The 20,823-nt window shown below is 70.3% G+C and carries 25 protein-coding genes, 1 tRNA gene and 1 other RNA gene; 24 read left to right on the top strand and 3 right to left on the bottom strand.

Translation table 11 applies throughout. The features are described from left to right. The 16 genes from VJR25_RS11480 to VJR25_RS11405 form a co-directional block, all read left to right on the top strand. Window positions 1–393: beta-galactosidase trimerization domain-containing protein (locus VJR25_RS11480; protein WP_324115103.1), on the top strand; the 393-nt coding region annotated here is incomplete at its 5' end. A gap of 178 nt (window positions 394–571) precedes the next feature. Then, a complete protein-coding gene (locus tag VJR25_RS11475; RefSeq protein WP_414683777.1) occupies window positions 572–1,690 on the top strand; it encodes a CpaF family protein in 1,119 nt (372 codons plus the stop codon). Next, window positions 1,687–2,547, top strand: coding sequence for a type II secretion system F family protein (locus tag VJR25_RS11470; RefSeq protein ID WP_324115101.1), 861 nt, complete (start codon window positions 1,687–1,689; stop codon window positions 2,545–2,547). Before VJR25_RS11475 ends, VJR25_RS11470 begins: the two co-directional genes overlap by 4 nt. After that, window positions 2,544–3,476: a type II secretion system F family protein gene (locus tag VJR25_RS11465; RefSeq protein WP_324115100.1), complete on the top strand. Its 933-nt coding sequence runs from the start codon at window positions 2,544–2,546 to the stop codon at window positions 3,474–3,476. Before VJR25_RS11470 ends, VJR25_RS11465 begins: the two co-directional genes overlap by 4 nt. Before the next feature lie 23 nt (window positions 3,477–3,499). Then, window positions 3,500–3,697, top strand: coding sequence for a hypothetical protein (locus VJR25_RS11460; protein WP_324115105.1), 198 nt, complete (start codon window positions 3,500–3,502; stop codon window positions 3,695–3,697). Continuing rightward, entirely contained in the window at window positions 3,694–4,113 is a 420-nt protein-coding gene (locus VJR25_RS11455) for a TadE family protein (RefSeq protein ID WP_414683776.1), read from the top strand. The genes VJR25_RS11460 and VJR25_RS11455 overlap by 4 nt, the downstream gene beginning before the upstream one ends. Then, complete coding sequence (locus VJR25_RS11450; RefSeq protein WP_324115099.1) at window positions 4,088–4,570, top strand: TadE family protein; 483 nt, start codon at window positions 4,088–4,090, stop codon at window positions 4,568–4,570. Before VJR25_RS11455 ends, VJR25_RS11450 begins: the two co-directional genes overlap by 26 nt. A gap of 56 nt (window positions 4,571–4,626) precedes the next feature. Beyond that, on the top strand, window positions 4,627–5,007 hold the full coding sequence (locus VJR25_RS11445) for a hypothetical protein (protein WP_324115098.1): 381 nt from the start codon (window positions 4,627–4,629) through the stop codon (window positions 5,005–5,007). Between the two features lie 27 nt (window positions 5,008–5,034). Further along, complete coding sequence (gene prfB, locus VJR25_RS11440; protein ID WP_324115097.1) at window positions 5,035–6,144, top strand: peptide chain release factor 2; 1,110 nt, start codon at window positions 5,035–5,037, stop codon at window positions 6,142–6,144. An 87-nt stretch (window positions 6,145–6,231) separates the two neighbouring features. Further along, window positions 6,232–7,233: a cell division ATP-binding protein FtsE gene (ftsE, locus tag VJR25_RS11435; RefSeq protein WP_324115096.1), complete on the top strand. Its 1,002-nt coding sequence runs from the start codon at window positions 6,232–6,234 to the stop codon at window positions 7,231–7,233. Further along, on the top strand, window positions 7,230–8,144 hold the full coding sequence (gene ftsX, locus VJR25_RS11430; RefSeq protein ID WP_324115095.1) for a permease-like cell division protein FtsX: 915 nt from the start codon (window positions 7,230–7,232) through the stop codon (window positions 8,142–8,144). Before ftsE ends, ftsX begins: the two co-directional genes overlap by 4 nt. Before the next feature lie 65 nt (window positions 8,145–8,209). Further along, window positions 8,210–8,686, top strand: a complete 477-nt coding sequence (gene smpB / locus VJR25_RS11425; protein ID WP_324115094.1) for an SsrA-binding protein SmpB — start codon at window positions 8,210–8,212, stop codon at window positions 8,684–8,686. 128 nt (window positions 8,687–8,814) lie between these two features. Further along, window positions 8,815–9,184: a transfer-messenger RNA gene (ssrA, locus tag VJR25_RS11420) on the top strand. 259 nt (window positions 9,185–9,443) lie between these two features. Beyond that, a complete protein-coding gene (locus VJR25_RS11415; protein WP_324115093.1) occupies window positions 9,444–10,352 on the top strand; it encodes an ABC transporter substrate-binding protein in 909 nt (302 codons plus the stop codon). A 1-nt stretch (window position 10,353) separates the two neighbouring features. Then, entirely contained in the window at window positions 10,354–11,325 is a 972-nt protein-coding gene (locus tag VJR25_RS11410) for an amino acid ABC transporter permease (RefSeq protein WP_324115092.1), read from the top strand. Next, a complete protein-coding gene (locus tag VJR25_RS11405) occupies window positions 11,322–12,092 on the top strand; it encodes an amino acid ABC transporter ATP-binding protein (protein WP_324115091.1) in 771 nt (256 codons plus the stop codon). Before VJR25_RS11410 ends, VJR25_RS11405 begins: the two co-directional genes overlap by 4 nt. A 65-nt stretch (window positions 12,093–12,157) precedes the next feature. On the opposite strand, the gene VJR25_RS11400 is transcribed toward VJR25_RS11405, so the two are convergent. Then, window positions 12,158–12,691: a hypothetical protein gene (locus VJR25_RS11400; protein WP_324115090.1), complete on the bottom strand. Its 534-nt coding sequence runs from the start codon at window positions 12,689–12,691 to the stop codon at window positions 12,158–12,160. Then, window positions 12,688–13,527, bottom strand: coding sequence for an inositol monophosphatase family protein (locus VJR25_RS11395; protein ID WP_324115089.1), 840 nt, complete (start codon window positions 13,525–13,527; stop codon window positions 12,688–12,690). Before VJR25_RS11395 ends, VJR25_RS11400 begins: the two co-directional genes overlap by 4 nt. Before the next feature lie 93 nt (window positions 13,528–13,620). On the opposite strand from VJR25_RS11395, the gene VJR25_RS11390 reads away from it, so the two are divergent. The 6 genes from VJR25_RS11390 (at window position 13,621) to VJR25_RS11365 (ending at window position 18,531) form a co-directional block, all read left to right on the top strand. Next, window positions 13,621–13,693: transfer RNA gene (locus tag VJR25_RS11390), tRNA-Lys, on the top strand. Window positions 13,694–13,785: 92 nt separating this feature from the next. Continuing rightward, window positions 13,786–15,321, top strand: a complete 1,536-nt coding sequence (locus tag VJR25_RS11385; RefSeq protein ID WP_324115088.1) for an ATP-dependent DNA ligase — start codon at window positions 13,786–13,788, stop codon at window positions 15,319–15,321. An 88-nt stretch (window positions 15,322–15,409) separates the two neighbouring features. Then, the gene (locus VJR25_RS11380; RefSeq protein ID WP_324115087.1) at window positions 15,410–16,177 is read left to right on the top strand and encodes a CoA transferase subunit A; all 768 of its coding nucleotides are present in this window, start codon (window positions 15,410–15,412) and stop codon (window positions 16,175–16,177) included. A 1-nt stretch (window position 16,178) separates the two neighbouring features. After that, on the top strand, window positions 16,179–16,832 hold the full coding sequence (locus VJR25_RS11375; protein WP_324115086.1) for a CoA transferase subunit B: 654 nt from the start codon (window positions 16,179–16,181) through the stop codon (window positions 16,830–16,832). After that, entirely contained in the window at window positions 16,829–18,013 is a 1,185-nt protein-coding gene (locus VJR25_RS11370; RefSeq protein ID WP_324115085.1) for an acetyl-CoA C-acetyltransferase, read from the top strand. Before VJR25_RS11375 ends, VJR25_RS11370 begins: the two co-directional genes overlap by 4 nt. 65 nt (window positions 18,014–18,078) lie before the next feature. Further along, entirely contained in the window at window positions 18,079–18,531 is a 453-nt protein-coding gene (locus tag VJR25_RS11365; RefSeq protein ID WP_324115084.1) for a GNAT family N-acetyltransferase, read from the top strand. 4 nt (window positions 18,532–18,535) lie between these two features. On the opposite strand, the gene VJR25_RS11360 is transcribed toward VJR25_RS11365, so the two are convergent. After that, on the bottom strand, window positions 18,536–18,766 hold the full coding sequence (locus tag VJR25_RS11360) for a hypothetical protein (RefSeq protein WP_324115083.1): 231 nt from the start codon (window positions 18,764–18,766) through the stop codon (window positions 18,536–18,538). Between the two features lie 116 nt (window positions 18,767–18,882). Here VJR25_RS11360 and VJR25_RS11355 point away from each other — a divergent pair, with 116 nt between their 5' ends. After that, complete coding sequence (locus VJR25_RS11355; RefSeq protein WP_324115082.1) at window positions 18,883–20,283, top strand: alpha,alpha-trehalose-phosphate synthase (UDP-forming); 1,401 nt, start codon at window positions 18,883–18,885, stop codon at window positions 20,281–20,283. Continuing rightward, on the top strand, window positions 20,280–20,823 hold a 544-nt coding region (gene otsB, locus VJR25_RS11350), incomplete at its 3' end, for a trehalose-phosphatase (RefSeq protein ID WP_324115081.1). The genes VJR25_RS11355 and otsB, both read left to right, overlap by 4 nt.

Genomic DNA, 20,823 nt, shown 5'->3' with positions numbered 1-20,823 from the left:
GACGTCGTCGGTAGGCCGGCCGTGACCCGACACGACTACGGAACCGGCGCCGCATGGTACCTCTCCACCCTGCCCTCGCCGAGCGCGCTCGCACGCATCTACGACGACATCCTGGGAGAGGCTGCGGTCCCGCGCCTCCCCGCGGCCCCGGCCGGGATCGAAATGAGCCGCCGCGGCGACACGCTCTTCGTCATCAACCAAACCGGCGAGCGGATGCCTGCGCCGGTCGCCGGGCACGACCTCCTCCTCGACGACTGGAACGACGGCGGTGCACTCGGGCCGTGGGCAACGCTCGTGCTGGATGCGACATCGGCATCGAGTCTTGACCGATCGGCTGCCGAGAGCGTGGCCGCGCACAGCGCGGAGAGCGGAGCGCTCGTGAAGCAGGATTGAAGTGCTGCCGTACGAGGTTGCGCGGATGGTCCGTTCATTTCGGGCCGGGACCTGTGGATAACTTTCGAGGCGTTCTCGCGGAAATTGCGAGGATGTCCCCGTGCCTCTTCCGTACACCTCGACCGCCGGGCCCGCGCATCCCCTGCACGACCAGCGGGTTCTGCCGCCTTCCGGCCGGATCGCCCTGCGCGTGCGGGACGAGCTGCGCGCACAGCAGATCGATCCGGCACGGGACCCGGGGCGTGCCGAGGTGCTTGCCCGGACGGAGGTGCGCCGGTACAACGACACGGCGCTCGCCCGTGGAGATCTGCTGGTCGACGACGAGGACGGCTGCGTGCGGGAGGTGCTGGCCTCCGTCGCCGGTTACGGTCCGCTGCAGGTGTTCCTCGACGACCCGACGATCGAGGAGCTGTGGATCAACGGCCCCGACAAGGTGTTCGCCGCGCGCGGCGGTGTGTCCGAGCAGCTGCCTCTGAATCTCACCGACGGAATGGTCCGCGACCTCGTCGAGCGGATGCTGCACGCCACCGGCCGTCGCGTGGACTTGTCCCAGCCCTTCGTCGACGCCTCGCTGCCGGACGGCTCCCGGCTGCACGTCGTGATACCGGACGTGACCCGGCGGTACTGGTCCGTCAACATCCGCAAGTTCCTTCCCGCCTACCGCGACCTCGACGGCCTCGTCGCGGCCGGTTCGATGACGGAGCAGGCGGCGCAGGCCCTGCGCACCGAGATGGCGCGCGGCAGCAGCGTGCTCGTCTCCGGCGCCACGCACGCCGGCAAGACGACGCTGCTCGGAGCCCTCATCGCGGCCTGTCCGCCGCAGCAGCGCATCATCACGGTGGAGGAGACGTTCGAACTCGCCGCGGCCGCGCCGGACATCGTCGCGATGCAGGGCCGTCAGCCGAGCCTCGAGGGCACCGGCGAGATCACCCTGCGCCGCCTCGTCAAGGAGGCGCTGCGTATGCGGCCGGACCGGCTCATCGTGGGCGAGGTGCGCGACGCCGAGGCGCTGGACCTGCTGCTGGCGCTCAACACCGGTGTGCCCGGCGCCGCGACGATCCACGCGAACTCGGCCCGCGAGGCCTTGCGCAAACTCGGCGCGCTGCCGCTCCTCGCCGGCCGCAACATCGAGGCGACCTTCGTGACCGCGGCGATCGCATCGTCGGTGCAGCTGGTCGTGCACTGCGAGCAGGATGCCGCGGGCCGCCGCCGGGTCGCCGAGATCGTCGCACCCACCGGAACCGTGACCGACGGCGTCGTCGACGTGCGCACCGTGTACGGGGGACCGGCGTCGTGACCGTGCTGCTCGGGTCTCTGCTGGCCGCCGGCATCCTGCTCGTGCTGTCGCCGTGGCTGTGGCCGCCGCGCGCGGCCCGACCTGCGCGCTCCGGAGGCTCGTCCCCGCTGCGGCGCCTGCTCGACGGCGCGGGATTCGCGTCGGCCGCAACCCGCACGCCGGTGCTGGTCGGGGTGGGCCTCGCGGCAGTCGCCGGGTGCACCATCTGGCTCGTGATGGGCGTGCCGGTGCTGGTCCTCGTCTCGGCGGCCGCCGCGGCGGGGGCACCGTTCGTCTGGCTGCGCGGGCGCGCCCATCGGCTGCGGCGTACCCGCCGGGCGCTCTGGCCCGACGTGTGCGATCTGCTGATCGCGTCGGTGCGTGCGGGGATGGGCCTGTCGGATGCGGTGGCATCCCTCGCCTCGTCGGCGCCGGTGGCGCTGCGCCCCGCCTTCGACGCCTTCGCGCGCGACGTCGCGGCATCCGGCCACTTCGATTCGGCTGCGGCGCGCCTGAAGACACGGCTCGCCGACCCGGTCGCGGACCGCATCGTGGAGACGCTGCGCATGGCCCGGCAGGTGGGCGGCACCGAGCTCGTGCCCGTGCTGCGCTCGCTCGCGACCTCCGTCCGCGCCGAGGCGGCGCTTCGGGCCGAGGTGGATTCGCGGCAGTCCTGGATCCGCGGGGCCGCCGTCCTCGGCGTCATCGCGCCGTGGGTGATCGTCGCGCTGCTCGCGCTCCGGCCCGAGGGCGTCAGTGCGTACAGCAGCCCGGCGGGGGTCGCCCTGATCCTCGCCGGTGCGGTGGTGTCGATCCTGGCGTACCGGATCATGCTGCGCATCGGTCGCCTGCCGGAACCGCGGCGGTGGTTCGCATGACCGGCGGATGGATGACGGATGCCGCGATCTCGGTGCTGCTCGGCGGCGCCTTCGGGCTCGGCGTGTGCCTCATGGTCGCGGTGCTGCCGCGCTGGGGAGCGCCGACGCTCAGCCGCCGCATCGCGCCCTACATCCGCGACGTCGCCGACCCGCTCGGGATCACCGCGCTCACCCCGCTGCGCTCCTTCGGGGCGCGCGAACTGTGGCAGCGCGCCCAGGTGCGGGTCGCCGCGGCGATCGGCGGCTCGAGTGTCATCGAACGCCGGCTGCGGCAGGCGCGTCGGCCGGGCGATGTGATCGGTTTCCGCGGCCGGCAGTTGGCGTGGATGCTGACCGGGCTCGGACTGGGCGGGACGCTCGCTGTGCTCGTCGTCGTCGGTGGACGCGGCAGCGGAGCCGTGGCCCTCCTGCCCGTGCTGGGCGCCGTGACGGGGGCGGTGCTGTGCGACATGGAGCTCACCGGCGCCGCCCGGAGGCGCACGGCTCGCATCGAGGACGAGCTGCCCACTGTCCTCGACTTCCTGGCGATGTGCCTGTCCGCGGGCGAGGGCATCCTGGACTCGCTGCGTCGCGTGGCGCACCTCGGCTCCGGCGAGCTGACGACGGAGCTTCGCGACGTGGTGCTGGCGGTCGGCACGGGCACGGGGCTCGGCGATGCGCTGACGCGTATGGGCTCGGAGCTGCAGATGTCCGCACTGGCGCGCTCGCTCGACCACGTGGTGGCGGCCCTGGACCGCGGCGCGCCACTCGCGCAGGTGCTGCAGGCCCAGGCGACGGATGCGCGTGAGGAGGCCAAGCGCGGCCTGATCGAGCGCGCCGGACGCAAGGAGATCTACATGCTGATCCCGTTGGTGTTCCTCATCCTGCCGCTGTCCGTGCTGTTCGCGATCTTCCCGGGCGTGTTCCTGCTGCGCCTCGGGATCGGCTGAGTGAGAAGAAGGAGAACGACATGATGCACAACGTGCGCGCCACGCTGAAGGGGCTCGCTCGACGGTGGGATGCCGTCATCCGCGACGATCGGGGAGACGTGCCCGGCTGGGTGCTCATCACGCTGATGACCGCCGGACTCGTGGTCGCCGTGTGGGCGCTCGCCGGCCCGGCCCTCGCCGACCTGTTCCAGCAGGCGATCGCCCGCGTCTCCGGACTGTGAGCCTGCGCCGCATCCTGCGCGGAGCCCGCCGTCGGTTCGCCGACGAGACGGGTCCGGCCGACCGGGGATCCAGCCCGGTCGAGTTCGTGCTCGTCGGGGCGATGCTCACGATCCTGACCCTCGGCGTGCTGCAGCTCGGCCTCGGCGTGTACGTGCGGAATGTGGTGCACGACGCCGCAGTCGAGGGCGCCTATCACGCCGCACTCGCCGACAACGATCCCGCGGACGGCGTCGCGTGGACCCGTCGGATCATCGAGCGCACCGTCGGCGCCCAGTACGCCGACCGGGTGGAGGCGCGCCGCACCGGAGCAGACGTGCGCGTGACGGTGCGGACGACCCTGCCGGTCATCGGACTGCTCGGGGTCGCGCACGCGATGGAGGTGATCGCCCGTGCTCCGGTGGAGCGGCTCGACTGAGCGACTGCGCGCTCGATTCGCATCGGGAGAGGATGCCGGATCGGCCGCTCTCGAGTTCATCTTCGTCGGCGTGCTCATGCTCGTTCCGCTCGTGTACCTGATCGTCACGCTCGGCCTGATCCAGGGCCAGACGCTCGGAACCGAGGCCGGCGCCCGGCACATCGCGCGCGCGGTCTCGACCGCACCCGACGGCGCCGCGGCGGCTCGGCGCGCCGACGAGGTGCTGCAGGCTGTGGCGTCCGATTACGACATCGACCCCGCGACGGTCGAACTCTCCCTCGCCTGCACGCCGCAGGGGTCGCCGTGCCCGTCTGCCGGGGCGACCGTGCGCGTGACCATGCGCGCCCGCGTCGCCCTGCCGCTGGTGCCGGACGTGCTGGGCATGCGCCGGTGGGCGAGCATCCCCGTGGAGTCGACGGCGGTCCAGCACGTGTCCCGGTTCTGGGGCAGCGAATGATGCGCCGGCTCCTCCGGGGTCGTCGCACATCCGGTCCGGACGACGAGGGCACGCTCATGATCCTCACGATCGGCTACGCGGCGCTCGCGCTGGTGCTGATCCTGCTGTGCGCGGATGCGACGTCGCTGTATCTGGCGCAGAAGCGCCTGGACGCGCTGGCGGACGGCGCGGCGGTCGCCGCGGCCGAGGGGATCGCGCCCACGACCGGCACGGGTCCGGTCGTCGTCCGGCTCGACGACGACGAGGTGCACCGCCAGGCGGCACTCTTCGTGCGGGACAACGGCGACGACGAGATCCTCGTCGCGGCCGTGGTTCCGGACGGGTCCTCGGCTCGGGTGACGGTCGCCGAGACGTGGCATCCACCGGTCATCACCCTGTTCGTACCGCGCGGCGTCGATCTGCGCGCGACGGCGACCAGCCGCACGGCGCTGGACTGACCGGCATCCGCGATACCCTGGACTGTCATGCTTGAGTTCGATCCGTCCGCCGACATCCAGGCCCTGCGTTCCACGTTCTCCGACATCCAGGCCGTCGTCGACGTCCCCGCCCTGCGCGCCGACATCGAACGACTGAGCGCCGAGGCCGGCGCCCCCGACCTGTGGGACGACGTCGAGAAGGCGCAGCGCGTCACCAGCCAGCTCAGCCACCGCCAGGCGGAGCTCAAGCGCGTCACCGACGTCGAGCAGCGCCTCGACGATCTCGACGTGCTCGTCGAGCTCGCCATCGAGATGGACGACGAGGACACCGCGAACGAGGCGCGCGCAGAGTTGTCCGCTCTCGGGCAGATCATCAGCGACCTCGAGGTGCAGACGCTGCTGGACGGCGAGTACGACGAGCGGTCCGCCGTCGTGACCATCCGTTCGGGCGCCGGCGGCGACGACGCCACCGACTTCGCCGAGATGCTCATGCGCATGTACCTGCGCTGGGCCGAGCGCCACAAGTACTCCGTCAAGGTGATGGACACGTCCTATGCCGAGGGCGCGGGCATCAAGTCCGCGACGTTCGAGGTGGATGCCCCGTACGCCTACGGCACCCTGTCGGTCGAGGCCGGCACGCACCGCCTCGCCCGCATCAGCCCGTTCGGCTCCGCGGACAAGCGCCAGACGAGCTTCGCCGCCGTCGAGGTCATCCCCGTCATGGAGGAGGCCGTCGAGGTCGACATCCCCGAGGGCGACATCCGCGTCGACGTGTTCCGGTCGTCCGGCCCGGGCGGTCAGTCGGTCAACACCACCGACTCCGCCGTGCGCATCACCCACCTGCCCACCGGCATCGTCGTATCCATGCAGAACGAGAAGTCGCAGATCCAGAACCGCGCCGCCGCGATGCGGGTGCTGCAGACCCGCCTGCTGCTCCTCAAGAAGGAAGAGGAGGCCGCGAAGAAGAAGGAGCTCGCCGGGGTCATCACCGCGAGCTGGGGCGACCAGATGCGCTCGTACTTCCTCTACGGCCAGCAGCTGGTCAAGGATCTGCGCACCGGCTACGAGGTGGGCAACCCCGCCGTGGTCTTCGACGGCGACCTCGACGGCCTGATCGCGGCCGGCATCCGCTGGCGCAAGCGCAAGGACGACGACTGAGAGCCGGCTATGAGCGGCGGCCCGGATGCTGCGCCTCCGGGTGTCGTTAGCGATGGGGCGACCGCACCCGCTTAGGCTCGTTAGGCCATGATCCGGTTCGAGAACGTCACCAAGCGATACCGCGGCACCGCGAAACCCGCCCTCAACGAGGTGGACTTCGAGGTGCAGCGCGGAGAGTTCGTCTTCCTCGTCGGCCCGTCCGGGTCCGGCAAGTCGTCGTGCCTGCGGCTCATCCTGCGTGAGGACACGCCGTCCCAGGGGCGCGTCATCGCCCTCGGGCGCGACCTGCGCACCATGTCGAGCCGCAAGGTCCCGTACTTCCGGCGCCACATCGGCGCGGTGTTCCAGGATTTCCGCCTGCTCCCGACCAAGACCGTGACCCAGAACGTCGCCTTCGCGCTGCAGGTGATCGGCGCCTCGCGCCCCTTCATCCAGCAGGCCGTCCCCGAGGCGCTGGCGCTCGTCGGCCTGGAGGGCAAGGGCAAGCGGCTGCCGCACGAACTGTCCGGCGGCGAGCAGCAGCGCGTCGCGATCGCGCGCGCCCTGGTGAACCGTCCGCAGGTGCTGCTGGCCGACGAGCCGACCGGCAACCTCGACCCGGCGACCTCGGCCGACATCATGCAGCTGCTGGCCCGCATCAACCTGGCGGGGACCACCGTGGTGATGGCCACGCACGAGGCCGGTTTCGTGGACCAGATGCAGCGGCGGGTCATCGAGCTCAGCGAGGGCACCATGGTGCGCGACGAGAGTCACGGCGGCTACGGCGACCGCTCGTCGCTGCCGAACCTGGCGCCCGAGCCGGAGAAGGGCGCGGAGTCCGTGGCGGCCCTGACCGCGGTGCTCGAACTGCACCGCGAGATCATCGAGACCGGGGTCGTCGAGGCTCCCGTGTATGCGGACCCGCCGCGGACTCAGGTGACGCGCCCCGCGGCGGACGCATCGGACGACGACGAGCGCACGCCGAAGGAGCCGCCGACCCGCACGGCCGCTCTCAAGGTTCAGCATGTGGACGTCGCGGAGCTTGGCCTCGCCGACAAGCTCGGCCTCGCCGATCCGGACGACGACGATGAAGTGGGGCCGACGCGATGAGGGCTGGACTCGTTTTCACCGAGGCGCTGTCGGGACTCCGGCGCAACATCTCGATGGTGATCTCGATCGTGCTCGTCACGTTCGTGTCGCTGTCGTTCGTGGGTGCGGCGGTGCTCATGCAGGCGCAGATCGGCAAGATGCGCGACTTCTGGACCGGTCGCGCGCAGGTTCAGGTCTCGATGTGCGTGAGCGGTGCCCGCGAGGCATCCTGCTCGGACGGTGCCGCGACGAAGAAGCAGATCGCCGCCGTCAAGGCGCAACTCGACAGCGCGGCGCTGAAGCCGCTGATCGGCCAAGTGCGGTTCGAGACGCCCAGGCAGGCGTACGACAACGCCCTGAAACTGCTCGGCGCGGACTACAAGGACATCCTGAGCCCCAGCCAGTTCGGCGCGAGCTACTACATCAACCTCGTCGATCCCGAGAACTCCAACGTCATCTCCGAGGCCTTCGCGGGCAAGCCCGGGGTGCAGCAGGTGCAGGACCAGATGAAGCTGCTGCAGCCGCTGTTCTCGGCCCTCACCGTCGCGACGTACATCGCCGTCGGGATCGCCGCGCTCATGCTCATCGCCGCGGTGCTGCTCGTGGCGACCACGATCCGATTGTCGGCCTACGCGCGAAGGCGGGAGATCGGCATCATGCGCCTCGTGGGCGCGTCGAACGGGTTCATCCAGACCCCGTTCATCCTGGAGGGCGTGTTCTCCGCCCTCATCGGCTCGGTGCTGGCGTGCGGGGCGGTCTGGGCGGCGGTGCAGTTCGGTGTCGGCGGATACCTGCAGAGCCGGGTGGAGTTCGTCACGACCTGGGTCGACAACTCCGACGTGTTCTACGTCATCCCGATCCTCATCGTGCTCGGCGTGGTGCTGGCGGCGGTCTCGGCCGGCTTCGCGATTCGTCGCTGGCTGCGGGCTTGATAGACTGACGGGCTTGCCGCCTTCCCGACCGGGATGCTCCGCGGCATCCGATCAAGGAGTGGACCATGCCCCGGGAACGCGGTGAGAAGGTCGTCGCGACCAACCGTCGCGCGCGCCACGAGTACACCATCGAGAAGACCTACGAGGCCGGCCTCGTGCTGACCGGCACCGAGGTGAAGTCGCTGCGCCAGGGCCGGGCGAACCTCTCGGACGGCTACGCGTACATCGACGGCGGCGAGGCGTACCTCGACGCGGTGCACATCCCGGAGTACTCCCAGGGCACGTGGACCAACCACTCCTCCAAGCGCACCCGCAAGCTGCTGCTGCACAAGGAGGAGATCATCAAGCTCTCCCACGCCGTCTCCGCGGGCGGATACACCCTGGTGCCGCTGAAGCTCTACTTCTCCGACGGGCGGGCGAAGGTCGAGATCGCGGTGGCGAAGGGCAAGCGCGAGTACGACAAGCGCCAGACCCTTCGCGAGCGGCAGGACAAGCGCGAGGCCGAGCGCGCCATGCGCTCGCGCAACCGCCTCGGCGACTAGCCGTCAGGCGGCGCCGGGGAGCGGAATTGCCGCCCAGGCACCGGCGTTGTAGTCTGTGATGCTCGGGTGCTTCGGCCCCCGAGCGGCAACTCCACAGTGTGACAGCGGTCCCTTCAGTTGAAGGACACGGGGCTGATCGGTTTCGACAGCGCTTGTGAACCCACGAGAAGCGGGCCGAGGATGCAGGGTTATCTCGTGAACGCTCCCTGCAAACCAATAAGTGCCAACAACAAGCGCACTGACTTCGCCCTCGCTGCGTAAGCGAGCCCGATAGTCCGTCAGGCCGTATGTGATTCCGATACGGATCCTGGCGTCATCTAGGAATCTCGCTGTGCGACGGCGTCCGGACGTCGCACGGGACTTCTCCCGGACTGGGCTTGTCGACTTGGGTGTCTGTGACAAAGGTCGGGGCCGAGCAGAACGTCTGCACAGACTGCGCCCGGAGAAGGCGTGGAGACTCAGCGTTGGACGGGGGTTCGATTCCCCCCAGCTCCACCGTGCTCCAAGCACCACCGCTGTCACACGGAGTGAACCCCCTCGGCCCCAGGGTCGAGGGGGTTCTTCTGCGTCTCCCGCCCGGCTCGACCCGCGCGGAATCAACTCCGCCCCACGATGCCGGAAAAATTCCTGTCTGGCCGACCAGATTCTCACGATCCGGACACGACCGTGTCGCCAGGTTGCACGTTTTGTCCTGCATCCCATTACGCTCAGTCCGTATCCCGGTCCGGGACCCCCGATTTCACACTGAGGTGAACATATGCGAACCCGACGCTTCCTCGTCGCTGCGGCAGGCGCCGCGGCGGCCGTCCTCCTGCTCGCCGGCTGCGTGGACAACACACCCACGACGAGCTCGTCCACCGGTGGCGGAGCCACCTCCGGCACCTCGGTCAAGAAGGACGACGCGCTGTACAACGCGCTGCCGTCCGCGATCAAGTCGTCCGGCGTCCTGACCGTCGGCATGGACGACACGTACGCGCCGAACGAGTTCAAGGATGCCAACGGCAACCCCACCGGCTGGGACGTCGACCTCACCAACGCGATCGCCGCGAAGCTCGGCCTCAAGGCCCAGTACAACATCGCCAAGTTCGACAACATCCTGCCCTCGATCACCGGCGGCAAGGACGACATCGGCGTGTCCTCGTTCACGGACACCGTCGAGCGCGAGAAGCAGGTCGACTTCGTGAACTACTACCAGGCCGGCATCTCGTGGGCCTCCCTCAAGGGCAAGACCGTCGACCCGGACAACGCCTGCGGTCTCAAGGTCGCGGTGCAGGCGACCACGTTCGAGGACACCGACGAGGTGCCCGCCAAGTCCAAGGCGTGCGTGGCCAAGGGCAAGCCCGCCATCCAGGTGTTCCGCTACGACGCCCAGGACCAGGCGACGAACGCGGTCATCCTCGGTCAGGTCGACGCCATGAGCGCAGACTCGCCGGTGACCTCCTACGCGATCAAGACCACGGGCGACAAGCTGCAGAAGGCGGGCAACACCTTCGACGTCGCACCGTACGGATTCCCGATCGCCAAGGGCTCCGCGCTGACCCCGCTCGTGCAGAAGGCCGTCCAGGCGCTCATCGACGACGGCACGTACGGCAAGATCCTCGCCAAGTGGGGCGTCGGCGACGGCGCCGTGAAGACCGCCGAGATCAACCTCGCCTCGAAGAGCTGACATGTCCTCTGCCGACACACAGGCCTCCCGGAGCGGCGCGCTCCGGGAGGCGGACGAGGCCGAGCCGATCAAGGCGATCAAGCTGCGGCATCCGTGGCGGGTCGTGTTCGCCGTCGTCCTCATCCTGCTGCTCGTCTGGTTCGTCGTCGACGCGCTGCAGCGCCCGGCCTATGGCTGGCCGTACGTCATCAAGTACGTGTTCGACCGCCGCATCAGCGCGGCGGCCCTGGTGACGCTCGAGATCACCGTGCTCTCGATGGTGATCGCCATCATCCTCGGGCTTCTCCTCGCGGTCATGCGGCTCTCGCCGAACCCCGTCGTGAAGTACATCGCCTGGCTCTACCTCTGGGTCTTCCGCGGGACCCCGGTCTATGTGCAGCTGGTGTTCTGGGGTCTGTTCTCCCTGATCTACAAGGACCTCTTCGTCGGGGTGCCGTTCACCCACCTGGGCGTCGACCTCGACCTCGGCTTCATGACGAACACGTTCATCATCGCCGTCGTGGGCCTGTCTCTGAACGAGGCGGCGTACATGGCGGAGATCGTGCGCGCCGGCCTCCTGTCGGTGGACCGCGGTCAGGAAGAGGCGGCCACGGCACTCGGCATGGGCTGGGGCCAGACGATGGGACGCATCGTCGTCCCGCAGGCCATGCGCGTCATCATCCCGCCGACGGGCAACGAGGTCATCTCGATGCTGAAGACGACCTCGCTGGTCGCGGCGATCCCGCTCACCACCGACCTGTACGGCGTCTCGCGCGACATCTCCGCGGTGACGTTCACGCCGATCCCGCTGCTGATCGTCGCGTCCATCTGGTACCTGGCGTTCACGTCGATCCTGATGGTCGGCCAGTTCTACCTGGAGAAGCGGTTCTCGCGCGGCGTCGGCGACCGGCGCCCCCCGGAGGGGCCGAAGCAGCCGGGCACCATCACCGAGACCGTCCGCGTGATGCGCAACAAGGAAGGCGACCAGGCATGACCGACGTGACCCCCATGGTGCACGCCGAGCGCGTGTCGAAGAGCTACGGCTCCAACCAGGTGCTCAAGAGCATCTCGCTGACCGTGATGCCAGGCGAGGTGCTGTGCCTGGTCGGCCCGTCCGGTTCGGGCAAGTCCACGTTCCTGCGCTGCATCAACCACCTCGAGCGCGTGAACGCCGGACGACTGTCGGTGGACGGCAAGCTCGTCGGGTACCGCGAGGCCAACGGCAAGCTGTACGAGCTGCACCCGAAGGATGCCGCCAAGCAGCGGCGTGACATCGGAATGGTGTTCCAGCGGTTCAACCTGTTCCCGCACATGACGGCCCTCGAGAACGTCATGGAGGCCCCGGTCCGGGTGAAGGGCGTCGGCCGCTCCCAGGCGAAACAGCGCGCCCGTGAGCTGCTCGAGCGCGTGGGCCTCGGCGAGCGGGCGGACTACTATCCGGCGCACCTCTCCGGTGGTCAGCAGCAGCGTGTCGCCATCGCGCGCGCCCTCGCCATGGACCCGAAGCTCATGCTGTTCGACGAGCCGACGTCGGCGCTCGACCCGGAGCTGGTCGGCGAGGTGCTCGACGTGATGAAGGAGCTCGCCAAGACCGGTATGACGATGATCGTCGTCACCCACGAGATGGGCTTCGCCCGCGAGGTCGCCGACGAGGTCGTCTTCATGGACGGCGGCGTGGTCGTCGAGTCCGGCGACCCGAACGAGGTGCTCACCAACCCGAAGCACGAACGCACGAAGGCGTTCCTGTCGAAGGTGCTCTGAGCGGAGAAGCCGGATGCCTGCCCCGGCGGGCGGGGCATCCGGCTTTTCGCCGTCCGGTGCGGGGCTCAGGACGGGTCGGCGATGAGCAGGATGCCCTGCTTGGTGCTCGCCACCTTCACCCAGCCGTCGCTGAAGAGGTAGGTCATCCCGTAGCCTTCATCGTCCGGATTCAGGATCATGTCCTTGCCGGCGGTGATGTACACGCCCTCCGGCGCGTCAATGCGCCGCCAGCCCTGGGACAGGAGCTGCTGTTCGGCATCCTTCGCGGTCGCCTGATCGATCGGCCCGCGACCGAAGATCTCGCCGCCTTCGCCGGACGCGCCGCCCCAGGTGCACTGCAGGCCGCGGTCGATCCGCACGTCGCCGACGTACAGCGGCCCGCGCGTCGCGGTCCAATGCGCGGCGCGGAACGCCGTGACCGTCGCGGCCGGGATCATGTTCTCGCAGGTGAGCGCGACGGGCGTCGGGGATGTCGACGCGGACGCGGTCGGGGAGGATGTGGGCGACGGGGCCTTCGGTGCGGGCGTGCCGGTGCATCCCGCGAGAATGATCGCCGCGCCGAGGACGGCACCGGCGGCGACGGACCGCGCCCGCCTCATCCGGCGTCCCCGGCGTGCAGCAGGCGCAGATAGGCGTCGTGCAGCACGCCGTTCGTCGCGAGCGAGGACCGTGCGTCGATGGCGTCCGATCCGTCGAACGCGGTGAATCGCCCGCCCGCCTCGCGCACGATGGCGACGTGGGCGGCGATGTCGTACTCCTTGACGTCGAACTCGGCGACGAGCTCCAGCCGGCCCTCGGCGAGGAGCATGTAGGGCCACGCGTCGCCGTAGCCGCGGTCGCGCCACACCGAGCGGGTGAGGCGCACGAGCGCATCGAGCTGCCCGGCCTCATCCCACTGCTGGATGGACTGGAAGCTCACGCTCGAGGTGGCGAGGTCGTCGACGGCTGAGACGCGGATCGGCCGGGCGACGGTGTCGCCGGGCGTGTTGGTCCACGCGCCGAGGCCGTCGCCGCCCCACCAGCGCCGTCCGATGGACGGCTGGCTGACGACGCCGATGCGCGGGACCCCGTCGATCGCGAGGGCGATGAGCGTCGCCCACATCGGGATGCCCTTGAGATAGTTGGAGGTGCCGTCGATCGGGTCGATGATCCACTGGCGGGAGCTGGACCCCGTGCTGCCGTACTCCTCGCCGAACACCCCGTCGTCGGGACGCTCGGCCTGAAGCAGCTCCCGGATCGCACGCTCGGTCGCGAGGTCGGCTTCGGTCACGAAGGTCGTGTCGGCCTTCGTCTGCACGGCGAGGTCGGGGGCGTCGAACCGTGCCATCGAGACCGCATCGGCGGCATCCGCCAGACGCAGGGCGAGCGCCAGGTCCGTGGCGAGATCGGTGCCGGCGGCGGGCGCGGCGGGGGAGTCGGATGCTGCGCTGGTCACGCGATCCAGGATATCGGGCGGGCCCGGCGCCGATTTCGTGTTGCGCCGATTCTCGGGTAGTGTGGTCTCTCGGTTCGCAGTACGGCGAACCGGGCACCTCTAGCTCAATCGGCAGAGCAACTGACTCTTAATCAGTGGGTTCTGGGTTCGAGTCCCAGGGGGTGCACCGAAGAAGAAACCCCCGGTTCGACCGGGGGTTTCTTCGTATCCGGCCGGGCGGGTCCGTCGAGTGTCGGGACCTGGTGGCAGACTGCGGGCATGCTGCTCGACGACGTCGTCACCACCTCGGCCGCGGTCGCCGCCACCCGATCGCGCCGCGCCAAAGTCGATGCGCTCGCCGAGCTGCTGCCGCGTCTGCAACCCGAGGAGGTGGTCGTGGCCGTCGGGCTTCTCACGGCGAGCCCGCGGCAGGGACGACTCGGGGTCGGCTGGCGGGGCGCGTTCGCGATCGATGCATCCCATGCGGATGCCCCGGCCCTGGCGATCGCCGACGTCGACGACGCGTTCGAGCAGCTGGCGGCGGCATCCGGACCGGGTTCGGCGGCCGAGCGCACGGTGCTCCTTCGCGACCTCGCGGAGCGGGCGACCGCGACGGAGTGGGACTTCGTCGTGCGGGTCATCCTGGGGGAGCTGCGCACGGGGGCCCTCGAGGGCGTGCTCACCGAGGCGATCGCGCGCGCGGGCGACCGCCCCATCGACGTCGTGCGGCGGGCCGCGATGCTCTCGGGCGACCTCGGCGAGACCGCGCGGATCGCCCTGGCCGAGCCGCCCGGCGCACTGGAGGCCGTCTCGCTGGAGGTGGGCCGCCCGGTGCAGCCGATGCTCGCGGCGACGGCACCCACGGTCGCGGAGGCGATGGCTGCGGCCGGGGAGTCGTCGGTCGAGTTCAAGCTCGACGGGGCCCGCATCCAGGTGCATCGACGCGGAGACCGCGTGCAGGTGTTCACGCGCAACCTCGCGGACATCACCCACCGCGTCCCCGAGCTCGTCGAGATCGTGCGGGGGCTGGACGCCGAATCGGTGATCCTCGACGGCGAGACCCTGGCGCTCGATGCGGATGGGCGCCCCCGGGCATTCCAGGACACGATGGCGAGATTCGGCGCCGACGCGGATCGGGCCGTGGCCCTGCGGCCCTGGTTCTTCGACATCCTGCACGTCGACGGCCGCGACCTGATCGACGCGCCGCTGCGCGAACGCCGGGCGGAGCTGCAGCGGGTGGTCGGGGAGTGCGTGATCCCGGGCATCCTGACCGCCGACGCCGAGGAGGCCGAGTCGCTCTCGCGCGACGCGCTCGCGGCCGGGCACGAGGGTGTCGTGGTGAAGGCCATCGACGCGCCCTACGCGGCGGGCCGTCGCGGCTCGGCGTGGATCAAGGTCAAGCCCGTGGCGACCTTCGACCTCGTGGTGCTGGCCGTGGAGTGGGGCTCGGGGCGTCGCACCGGCCTGCTCTCGAACCTGCACCTCGGCGCGCTCGATCCGGTGGGGGAGTTCGGTGAGCCGGGCGGCTTCGTCATGGTCGGGAAGACGTTCAAGGGCCTCACCGACGCACTGCTGCGGTGGCAGACGGACACCTTCCCGTCGTACGAGACACGGCGCTCGGCCCACGCCGTGCACCTGCGCCCCGAAGTCGTGGTCGAGATCGCCCTCGACGGCGTGCAGCGCTCGAGCCGCTACCCGGGCGGAATCGCGCTGCGCTTCGCGCGGGTGAAGCGCTACCGCCCCGACAAGACCGCCGCGCAGGCGGATACGATCCAGGCGCTGCGCGGACTGCTGCATGCCGCGGACGGAGCATGAGCGCGCCGATGGCAGGGTTCGCCGCGGTCGCGTTGTCCGGCCCGCGAACCACGCGTAAGGTCCGGAGAGGACAGCAAAGGAGTGTCACGTGATCGACAAGCAGGTTCCGGATGCCGCCGCGGCGGTCAGCGACATCGGGGAGGGTGCCAGCATCGCGGTCGGCGGGTTCGGGCTCTCCGGCAATCCGATGGCGCTGATCGAGGCTCTGCTCGCCCAGGGCACCGGCGGACTGTCTGTCGTGAGCAACAACTGCGGGGTCGACGACTGGGGGCTCGGCCTGCTGCTGGGTGCCGGCCGCATCCGCAAGATGACCTCGTCGTATGTGGGGGAGAACAAGGAGTTCGAGCGGCAGTTCCTCTCCGGTGAGCTCGAGGTCGAGCTCACGCCGCAGGGCACCCTGGCCGAGAAGCTCCGCGCCGGCGGCTCCGGGGTCGCGGCGTTCTTCACCCCCACCGGGGTGGGCACGCAGGTGGCCGAGGGCGGGTTGCCGCAGCGCTACGACGGCTCCGGCGGTGTCGCGCAGGCATCCGCACCGAAGGAGGTGCGCACGTTCACCGTCGCCGGACGGGAGCGCGAGTTCGTGCTCGAGGACGCGATCGTGACGGACTTCGCCCTGGTGCACGCGGCTCTCGGCGACCGGCACGGCAACCTCGTCTTCAACAAGGCCGCCCGCAACTTCAACCCGCTCGCCGCGATGGCCGGCAGGGTCTGCATCGCCCAGGTGGAGCGCCTGGTCGAGCCCGGCGAGGTCGACCCCGACAGCGTGCATCTGCCGGGCATCTACGTGCACCGCGTCGTCGAGGTCGGCACCGGCATCGAGAAGCGCATCGAGCGTCGCACCGTGAAGGAGGCCTGAGATGGCGCTGACCCGCAACCAGATGGCCGCGCGCGCCGCCCGCGAGCTCGCTGACGGCGCCTACGTGAACCTCGGCATCGGTCTGCCCACCCTGGTGCCCAACTACGTGCCGGACGGCGTAACCGTCGTGCTGCAGTCCGAGAACGGCATCCTGGGCGTCGGCCCGTACCCGGACGAGCAGCACGTCGACCCGGACCTCATCAATGCCGGCAAGGAGACCGTCACCACCCTTCCGGGCACGGCGTTCTTCGACTCCGCGCTGAGCTTCGGCATGATCCGCGCCGGCAAGATCGACGCCGCGATCCTCGGGGCCATGCAGGTGTCCGCCCGCGGCGACCTGGCGAATTGGATGATCCCGGGAAAGATGGTCAAGGGTCCAGGCGGCGCGATGGACCTGGTGCACGGCGCCGGAAAGCTGATCGTGCTGATGGAGCACGTGGCCAAGGACGGCAGCGCCAAGATCGTCGACGAATGCAGCCTTCCGCTGACCGGCCGGGGGGTCGTGGACCGCATCATCACGGACCTCGCGGTGATCGACGTGACCGACGCCGGCCTCGTGCTCGTGGAGGTCGCGCCGGGCGTCTCCGTCGAGGAGGTGCGGGCCGCCACCGAGCCGACGCTGCTGGTCTCGGACACGCTTAGGCTGGAGGCATGAACACCGACGACGTCGTCATCGTTGCCGCCGCCCGCACGCCCCAGGGACGCCTGAAGGGCGCCCTGTCGAGCCTGTCCGCCCCGCAGCTGGGAAGCGTCGCGATCCGCGGCGCCCTCGACCAGGGCGGGATCCCCGCCGACGTCGTCGACGCGGTGATCGTCGGTCAGGTTCTTCCGGCCGGGTCGGGGCAGAACCCGGCACGGCAGGCGGCGATCGGCGCCGGCATCCCGTGGAGCGTGCACTCGGCCGGCGTCAACAAGGTGTGCCTGTCCGGTCTCACCGCGATCATCGACGCCGCCCGCATGATCGCGGTCGGGGATGCCCGGGTCGTCGTCGCCGCCGGCATGGAGTCGATGTCGCAGGCGCCGCACCTGCTCGTCGGCTCGCGCAGCGGATGGCAGTACGGCAGCGTCGAGGTGCTCGACCACATGGCCTACGACGGTCTCACCGACGCCTACGATCGCGAGAGCATGGGTGCCTCCACCGAGCGCCTGAACGGGAAGTACGAGGTCACCCGGGCGGATCAGGATGCCGTCGCCGCGCGTTCGCACCAGCGGGCCGCCGCCGCCCAGTCGGCCGGCATCTTCGACGCCGAGATCGTCCCGGTGCCTATCCCGCAGCGCAAGGGCGACCCGATCTCGGTGACGGCCGATGAGGGCGTGCGCCCCGACACCACCGTCGACACCCTGGCGGGGCTCCGGCCCGCGTTCGCCGAGGGCGGGTCGATCACCGCGGGCAACTCGTCGCAGATCTCCGACGGCGCGTCCGCGGTCGTGCTCACGACGCGCTCGCACGCAGACGAGCAGGGCTGGCCGGTGCTGGCCGTCATCGGTGCATCCGGTCAGGTGGCCGGGCCCGACAACTCGCTGCACGCGCAGCCGGCCAACGCGATCCGCAAGGCCTGCGACAAGGCGGGCATCGAGCCCGCCGACCTCGACTTCGTCGAGATCAACGAGGCCTTCGGCGCGGTCGTCGCCCGCTCGCAGCGAGAACTCGGGCTCAGCGACGACGTCGTCAACATCCACGGCGGCGGCATCGCCGTCGGGCACCCGATCGGCGCGTCCGGCAATCGCCTGGTCGTGCACGCGGTCCACGAACTTGTCCGTCGCGGCTCAGGCACAGCGGCAGTCGCCCTGTGCGGCGGCGGCGGACAGGGCGATGCGCTGATCATCACGCGCTGATCATCACGCGCTGACCGTTGCGCCGAGTCTTCCGGCGCTCGCGACGCATGCCGTAGCCTCGCCCCATGAGGATCTCCGCGCTCACCGAGTCCGATCGCGCCGACTGGGAGCCGCTGTGGCAGGGCTACCTCACGTTCTATGAGACCGAGCTCGCCGACGCGGTGACCGATGCGACGTTCGCGCGCCTCGTCGCCGGGGACGGAATGCACGGCGCGATCGCGCGCGACGACGAGGGACGCGCCGTCGGGTTCGTCAACTGGCTGCCGCAGTCCTCGACGTGGACCACGGGCGCCTACTGCTACCTCGAGGACCTCTTCGTCGCCCCGGACGTGCGCGGGGGAGGCGTGGGCCGCGCCCTCATCGCCCATGTGCGCGCATGGGCGGAGGATGCCGGCTGCGACCAGGTGTACTGGCTCACCGCGGACGGGAACGCGCGGGCGCGCACGCTGTACGACAAGGTCGCCGACCTGTCCGGCTTCGTGCACTACCAGATCACGCTGGCCCCCGAGCCGGCCTGACGTCTCAGCGCCGGGCGGTCGCCGTCCGGGCGGCGCGCGCCGCCCGCTCTTCGAGCACGTCGTGCCGGGTGTCGACGATCGCGCCGATGGTCAGCGCGACGGTGATCCCCCAGCTCAGCCAGATGAGCGCGTGCCTCCAGGTGAATGGCTCGTCCTCGTCACGCAGCCCCCGCAGCAGCTCCAGTCCGCTGGTGATCGCACCGATGAGGCCCGTTCCGAAGACGTACTTGCGCATGCCTTCACGCTAGCGTCTCGGTGCCGGGATGGCACCGTCCGAGCGGCCGGGACACGGCTCGTCCAGGCGTCGGGCACTAGCCTGGGCAGTGCGCCCCCAACCCTGAGGAGGAGAGCGTGACACAGGCAGAGTTCGTGATCGTCGCCAATCGGCTTCCCGTGGATCGAGACGAGGACGGGGGCTGGCGGACGTCGCCGGGTGGCCTCGTCACGGCCATGGAGCAGGTGATGCGGAGCGTCGACGGGGCCTGGGTCGGCTGGCCGGGACAGCCCGACATCGACGTGGAACCCTTCGAATTCGACGGCACGCGACTCGTGCCCGTGACCCTCACGGCCGAGGACATCGAGCAGTACTACGAGGGCTTCTCGAACGACACGATCTGGCCGCTGTACCACGACGTCATCGCGGCTCCGCGCTACCGCCGCGAGTGGTGGAACGCGTACCGTCGCGTCAACCGCCTGTTCGCCACGGCCGCTGCGGATGTCGCCGCCCAGGGCGCCACGGTGTGGGTGCAGGACTACCAGCTGCAGCTGGTGCCGCAGATGCTGCGCGAGCTCCGGCCCGATCTCACCATCGGCTACTTCCATCACATTCCGTTCCCGGCATACGGGCTCTTCGCCCAGCTTCCCTGGCGTCGCCAGGTGCTCGAGGGGCTGCTCGGCGCCGACGTCATCGGGTTCCAGCGCGTGGCCGACGCGGGCAACTTCGCCCGCGCGGTGCGCCGGCAGCTGCGGTACGAGACGAGGGCGGGCAGCATCCGCGTCCCGACCGCCGAGGGTGAGGCGCGCACCGCGGTGGTGCGCGCGTTCCCGATCTCGATCGACACGGCCCAGTACGAAGACCTGGCGCGCGACCCCGATGTGCGTGCGCGGGCCGCGGAGATCCGCGCGAGCCTCGGCAACCCGCAGCGCATCCTGCTCGGGGTGGACCGCCTCGACTACACCAAGGGCATCCGGCACCGCATGAAGGCGTTCGGCGAGCTGCTGCAGGACGGCCGGCTGAGCGTCGAGGACGTGACCCTCGTGCAGGTCGCGAGCCCGAGCCGGGAGCGGGTCGAGACGTACATCCAGCTGCGCGACGAGATCGAGCTGACGGTGGGCCGGATCAACGGCGACATGGACACCATGGGGCACACGGCCATCCGGTACCTGCACCAGGCCTTCCCCCGTGAGGAGATGGTCGCGCTGTTCCTCGCCGCCGACGTCATGCTCGTCACCGCCCTGCGCGACGGGATGAACCTCGTGGCCAAGGAGTACGTGGCATCCCGCGTGGACAACCGCGGGGTGCTCATCCTGAGCGAGTTCACGGGCGCCGCCGACGAGCTGGGAAGTGCGGTGCGGGTCAACCCGCACGACATCGAAGGCGTCAAAGACGCGATCATGCGGGGGCTCGAGATGACGCCCGCCGAGCAGAGCCGCCGGATGCGTGCACTGCGACGGCGGGTGCACGACCATGACGTGCAGGCCTGGTCCCGCGACTTCCTCGCCGCTCTCGAGCGCACCCGGGACGAGTCGTGACCGCCGCCGACGCCGCGCTCGAGCACCTCGCCGGGACCCCGCGCCTGCTCGTCGCCCTGGATTTCGACGGAACCCTCTCCCCGTTCGTGGCCGAGCCGATGGACGCGCGCATGCATGATGCGGCGCGCACCGCGGTGGCCGCGCTCGCGGCGGCGCCCGCGACCACGGTCGCGCTCGTGTCGGGGCGGAGCCTCGCGGATCTGCGGGTGATCGCGGAGCACGACGACGCGTCGCGGATCCTCCTCGCGGGATCGCACGGCGTCGAGTACTGGTTCCCGGGCAGGGGCCGTGTCATCCCCGCCGTCGACGCGGCCGACGCGGCGCTGCACGAATCGGTGCTCGCCGAAGCGCGGGCGCGTCTGGCGGGGCTCGCCGGCATCGGGATCGAGCCGAAGTCCTTCGGCTTCAGCGTGCACAGCCGGGTCGCCGATGCGGCCACGGCCGCCGAGGCGGTGCGGATCGCGGACGAGCTCATGGCCGAGCGCGCCCCCGGGTGGCGCCGGCGGCTCGGCCACAGCATCGTCGAGTACTCGTTCCGGG

Source organism: Microbacterium sp., assembly GCF_035277845.1.
Taxonomy (GTDB): Bacteria; Actinomycetota; Actinomycetes; order Actinomycetales; family Microbacteriaceae; genus Microbacterium.
Note: the sequence above shows the minus strand (reverse complement) of the source record. Positions and strands in the feature narration are given on the sequence as shown.

What these genes read in the sequence shown, in the direction of transcription:
- VJR25_RS11465 (WP_324115100.1), top strand. Translation starts at nt 2,544, where the DNA reads ATGACCGGCGGATGGATGACGGATGCCGCGATCTCGGTGCTGCTCGGC.
- VJR25_RS11460 (WP_324115105.1), top strand. Translation starts at nt 3,500, where the DNA reads ATGCACAACGTGCGCGCCACGCTGAAGGGGCTCGCTCGACGGTGGGAT.
- VJR25_RS11445 (WP_324115098.1), top strand. Translation starts at nt 4,627, where the DNA reads ATGATCCTCACGATCGGCTACGCGGCGCTCGCGCTGGTGCTGATCCTG.
- prfB (WP_324115097.1), top strand. Translation starts at nt 5,035, where the DNA reads ATGCTTGAGTTCGATCCGTCCGCCGACATCCAGGCCCTGCGTTCCACG.
- ftsE (WP_324115096.1), top strand. Translation starts at nt 6,232, where the DNA reads ATGATCCGGTTCGAGAACGTCACCAAGCGATACCGCGGCACCGCGAAA.
- ftsX (WP_324115095.1), top strand. Translation starts at nt 7,230, where the DNA reads ATGAGGGCTGGACTCGTTTTCACCGAGGCGCTGTCGGGACTCCGGCGC.
- smpB (WP_324115094.1), top strand. Translation starts at nt 8,210, where the DNA reads ATGCCCCGGGAACGCGGTGAGAAGGTCGTCGCGACCAACCGTCGCGCG.
- VJR25_RS11415 (WP_324115093.1), top strand. Translation starts at nt 9,444, where the DNA reads ATGCGAACCCGACGCTTCCTCGTCGCTGCGGCAGGCGCCGCGGCGGCC.
- VJR25_RS11410 (WP_324115092.1), top strand. Translation starts at nt 10,354, where the DNA reads ATGTCCTCTGCCGACACACAGGCCTCCCGGAGCGGCGCGCTCCGGGAG.
- VJR25_RS11405 (WP_324115091.1), top strand. Translation starts at nt 11,322, where the DNA reads ATGACCGACGTGACCCCCATGGTGCACGCCGAGCGCGTGTCGAAGAGC.
- VJR25_RS11400 (WP_324115090.1), bottom strand. Translation starts at nt 12,691, where the DNA reads ATGAGGCGGGCGCGGTCCGTCGCCGCCGGTGCCGTCCTCGGCGCGGCG.
- VJR25_RS11385 (WP_324115088.1), top strand. Translation starts at nt 13,786, where the DNA reads ATGCTGCTCGACGACGTCGTCACCACCTCGGCCGCGGTCGCCGCCACC.
- VJR25_RS11375 (WP_324115086.1), top strand. Translation starts at nt 16,179, where the DNA reads ATGGCGCTGACCCGCAACCAGATGGCCGCGCGCGCCGCCCGCGAGCTC.
- VJR25_RS11370 (WP_324115085.1), top strand. Translation starts at nt 16,829, where the DNA reads ATGAACACCGACGACGTCGTCATCGTTGCCGCCGCCCGCACGCCCCAG.
- VJR25_RS11365 (WP_324115084.1), top strand. Translation starts at nt 18,079, where the DNA reads ATGAGGATCTCCGCGCTCACCGAGTCCGATCGCGCCGACTGGGAGCCG.
- VJR25_RS11360 (WP_324115083.1), bottom strand. Translation starts at nt 18,766, where the DNA reads ATGCGCAAGTACGTCTTCGGAACGGGCCTCATCGGTGCGATCACCAGC.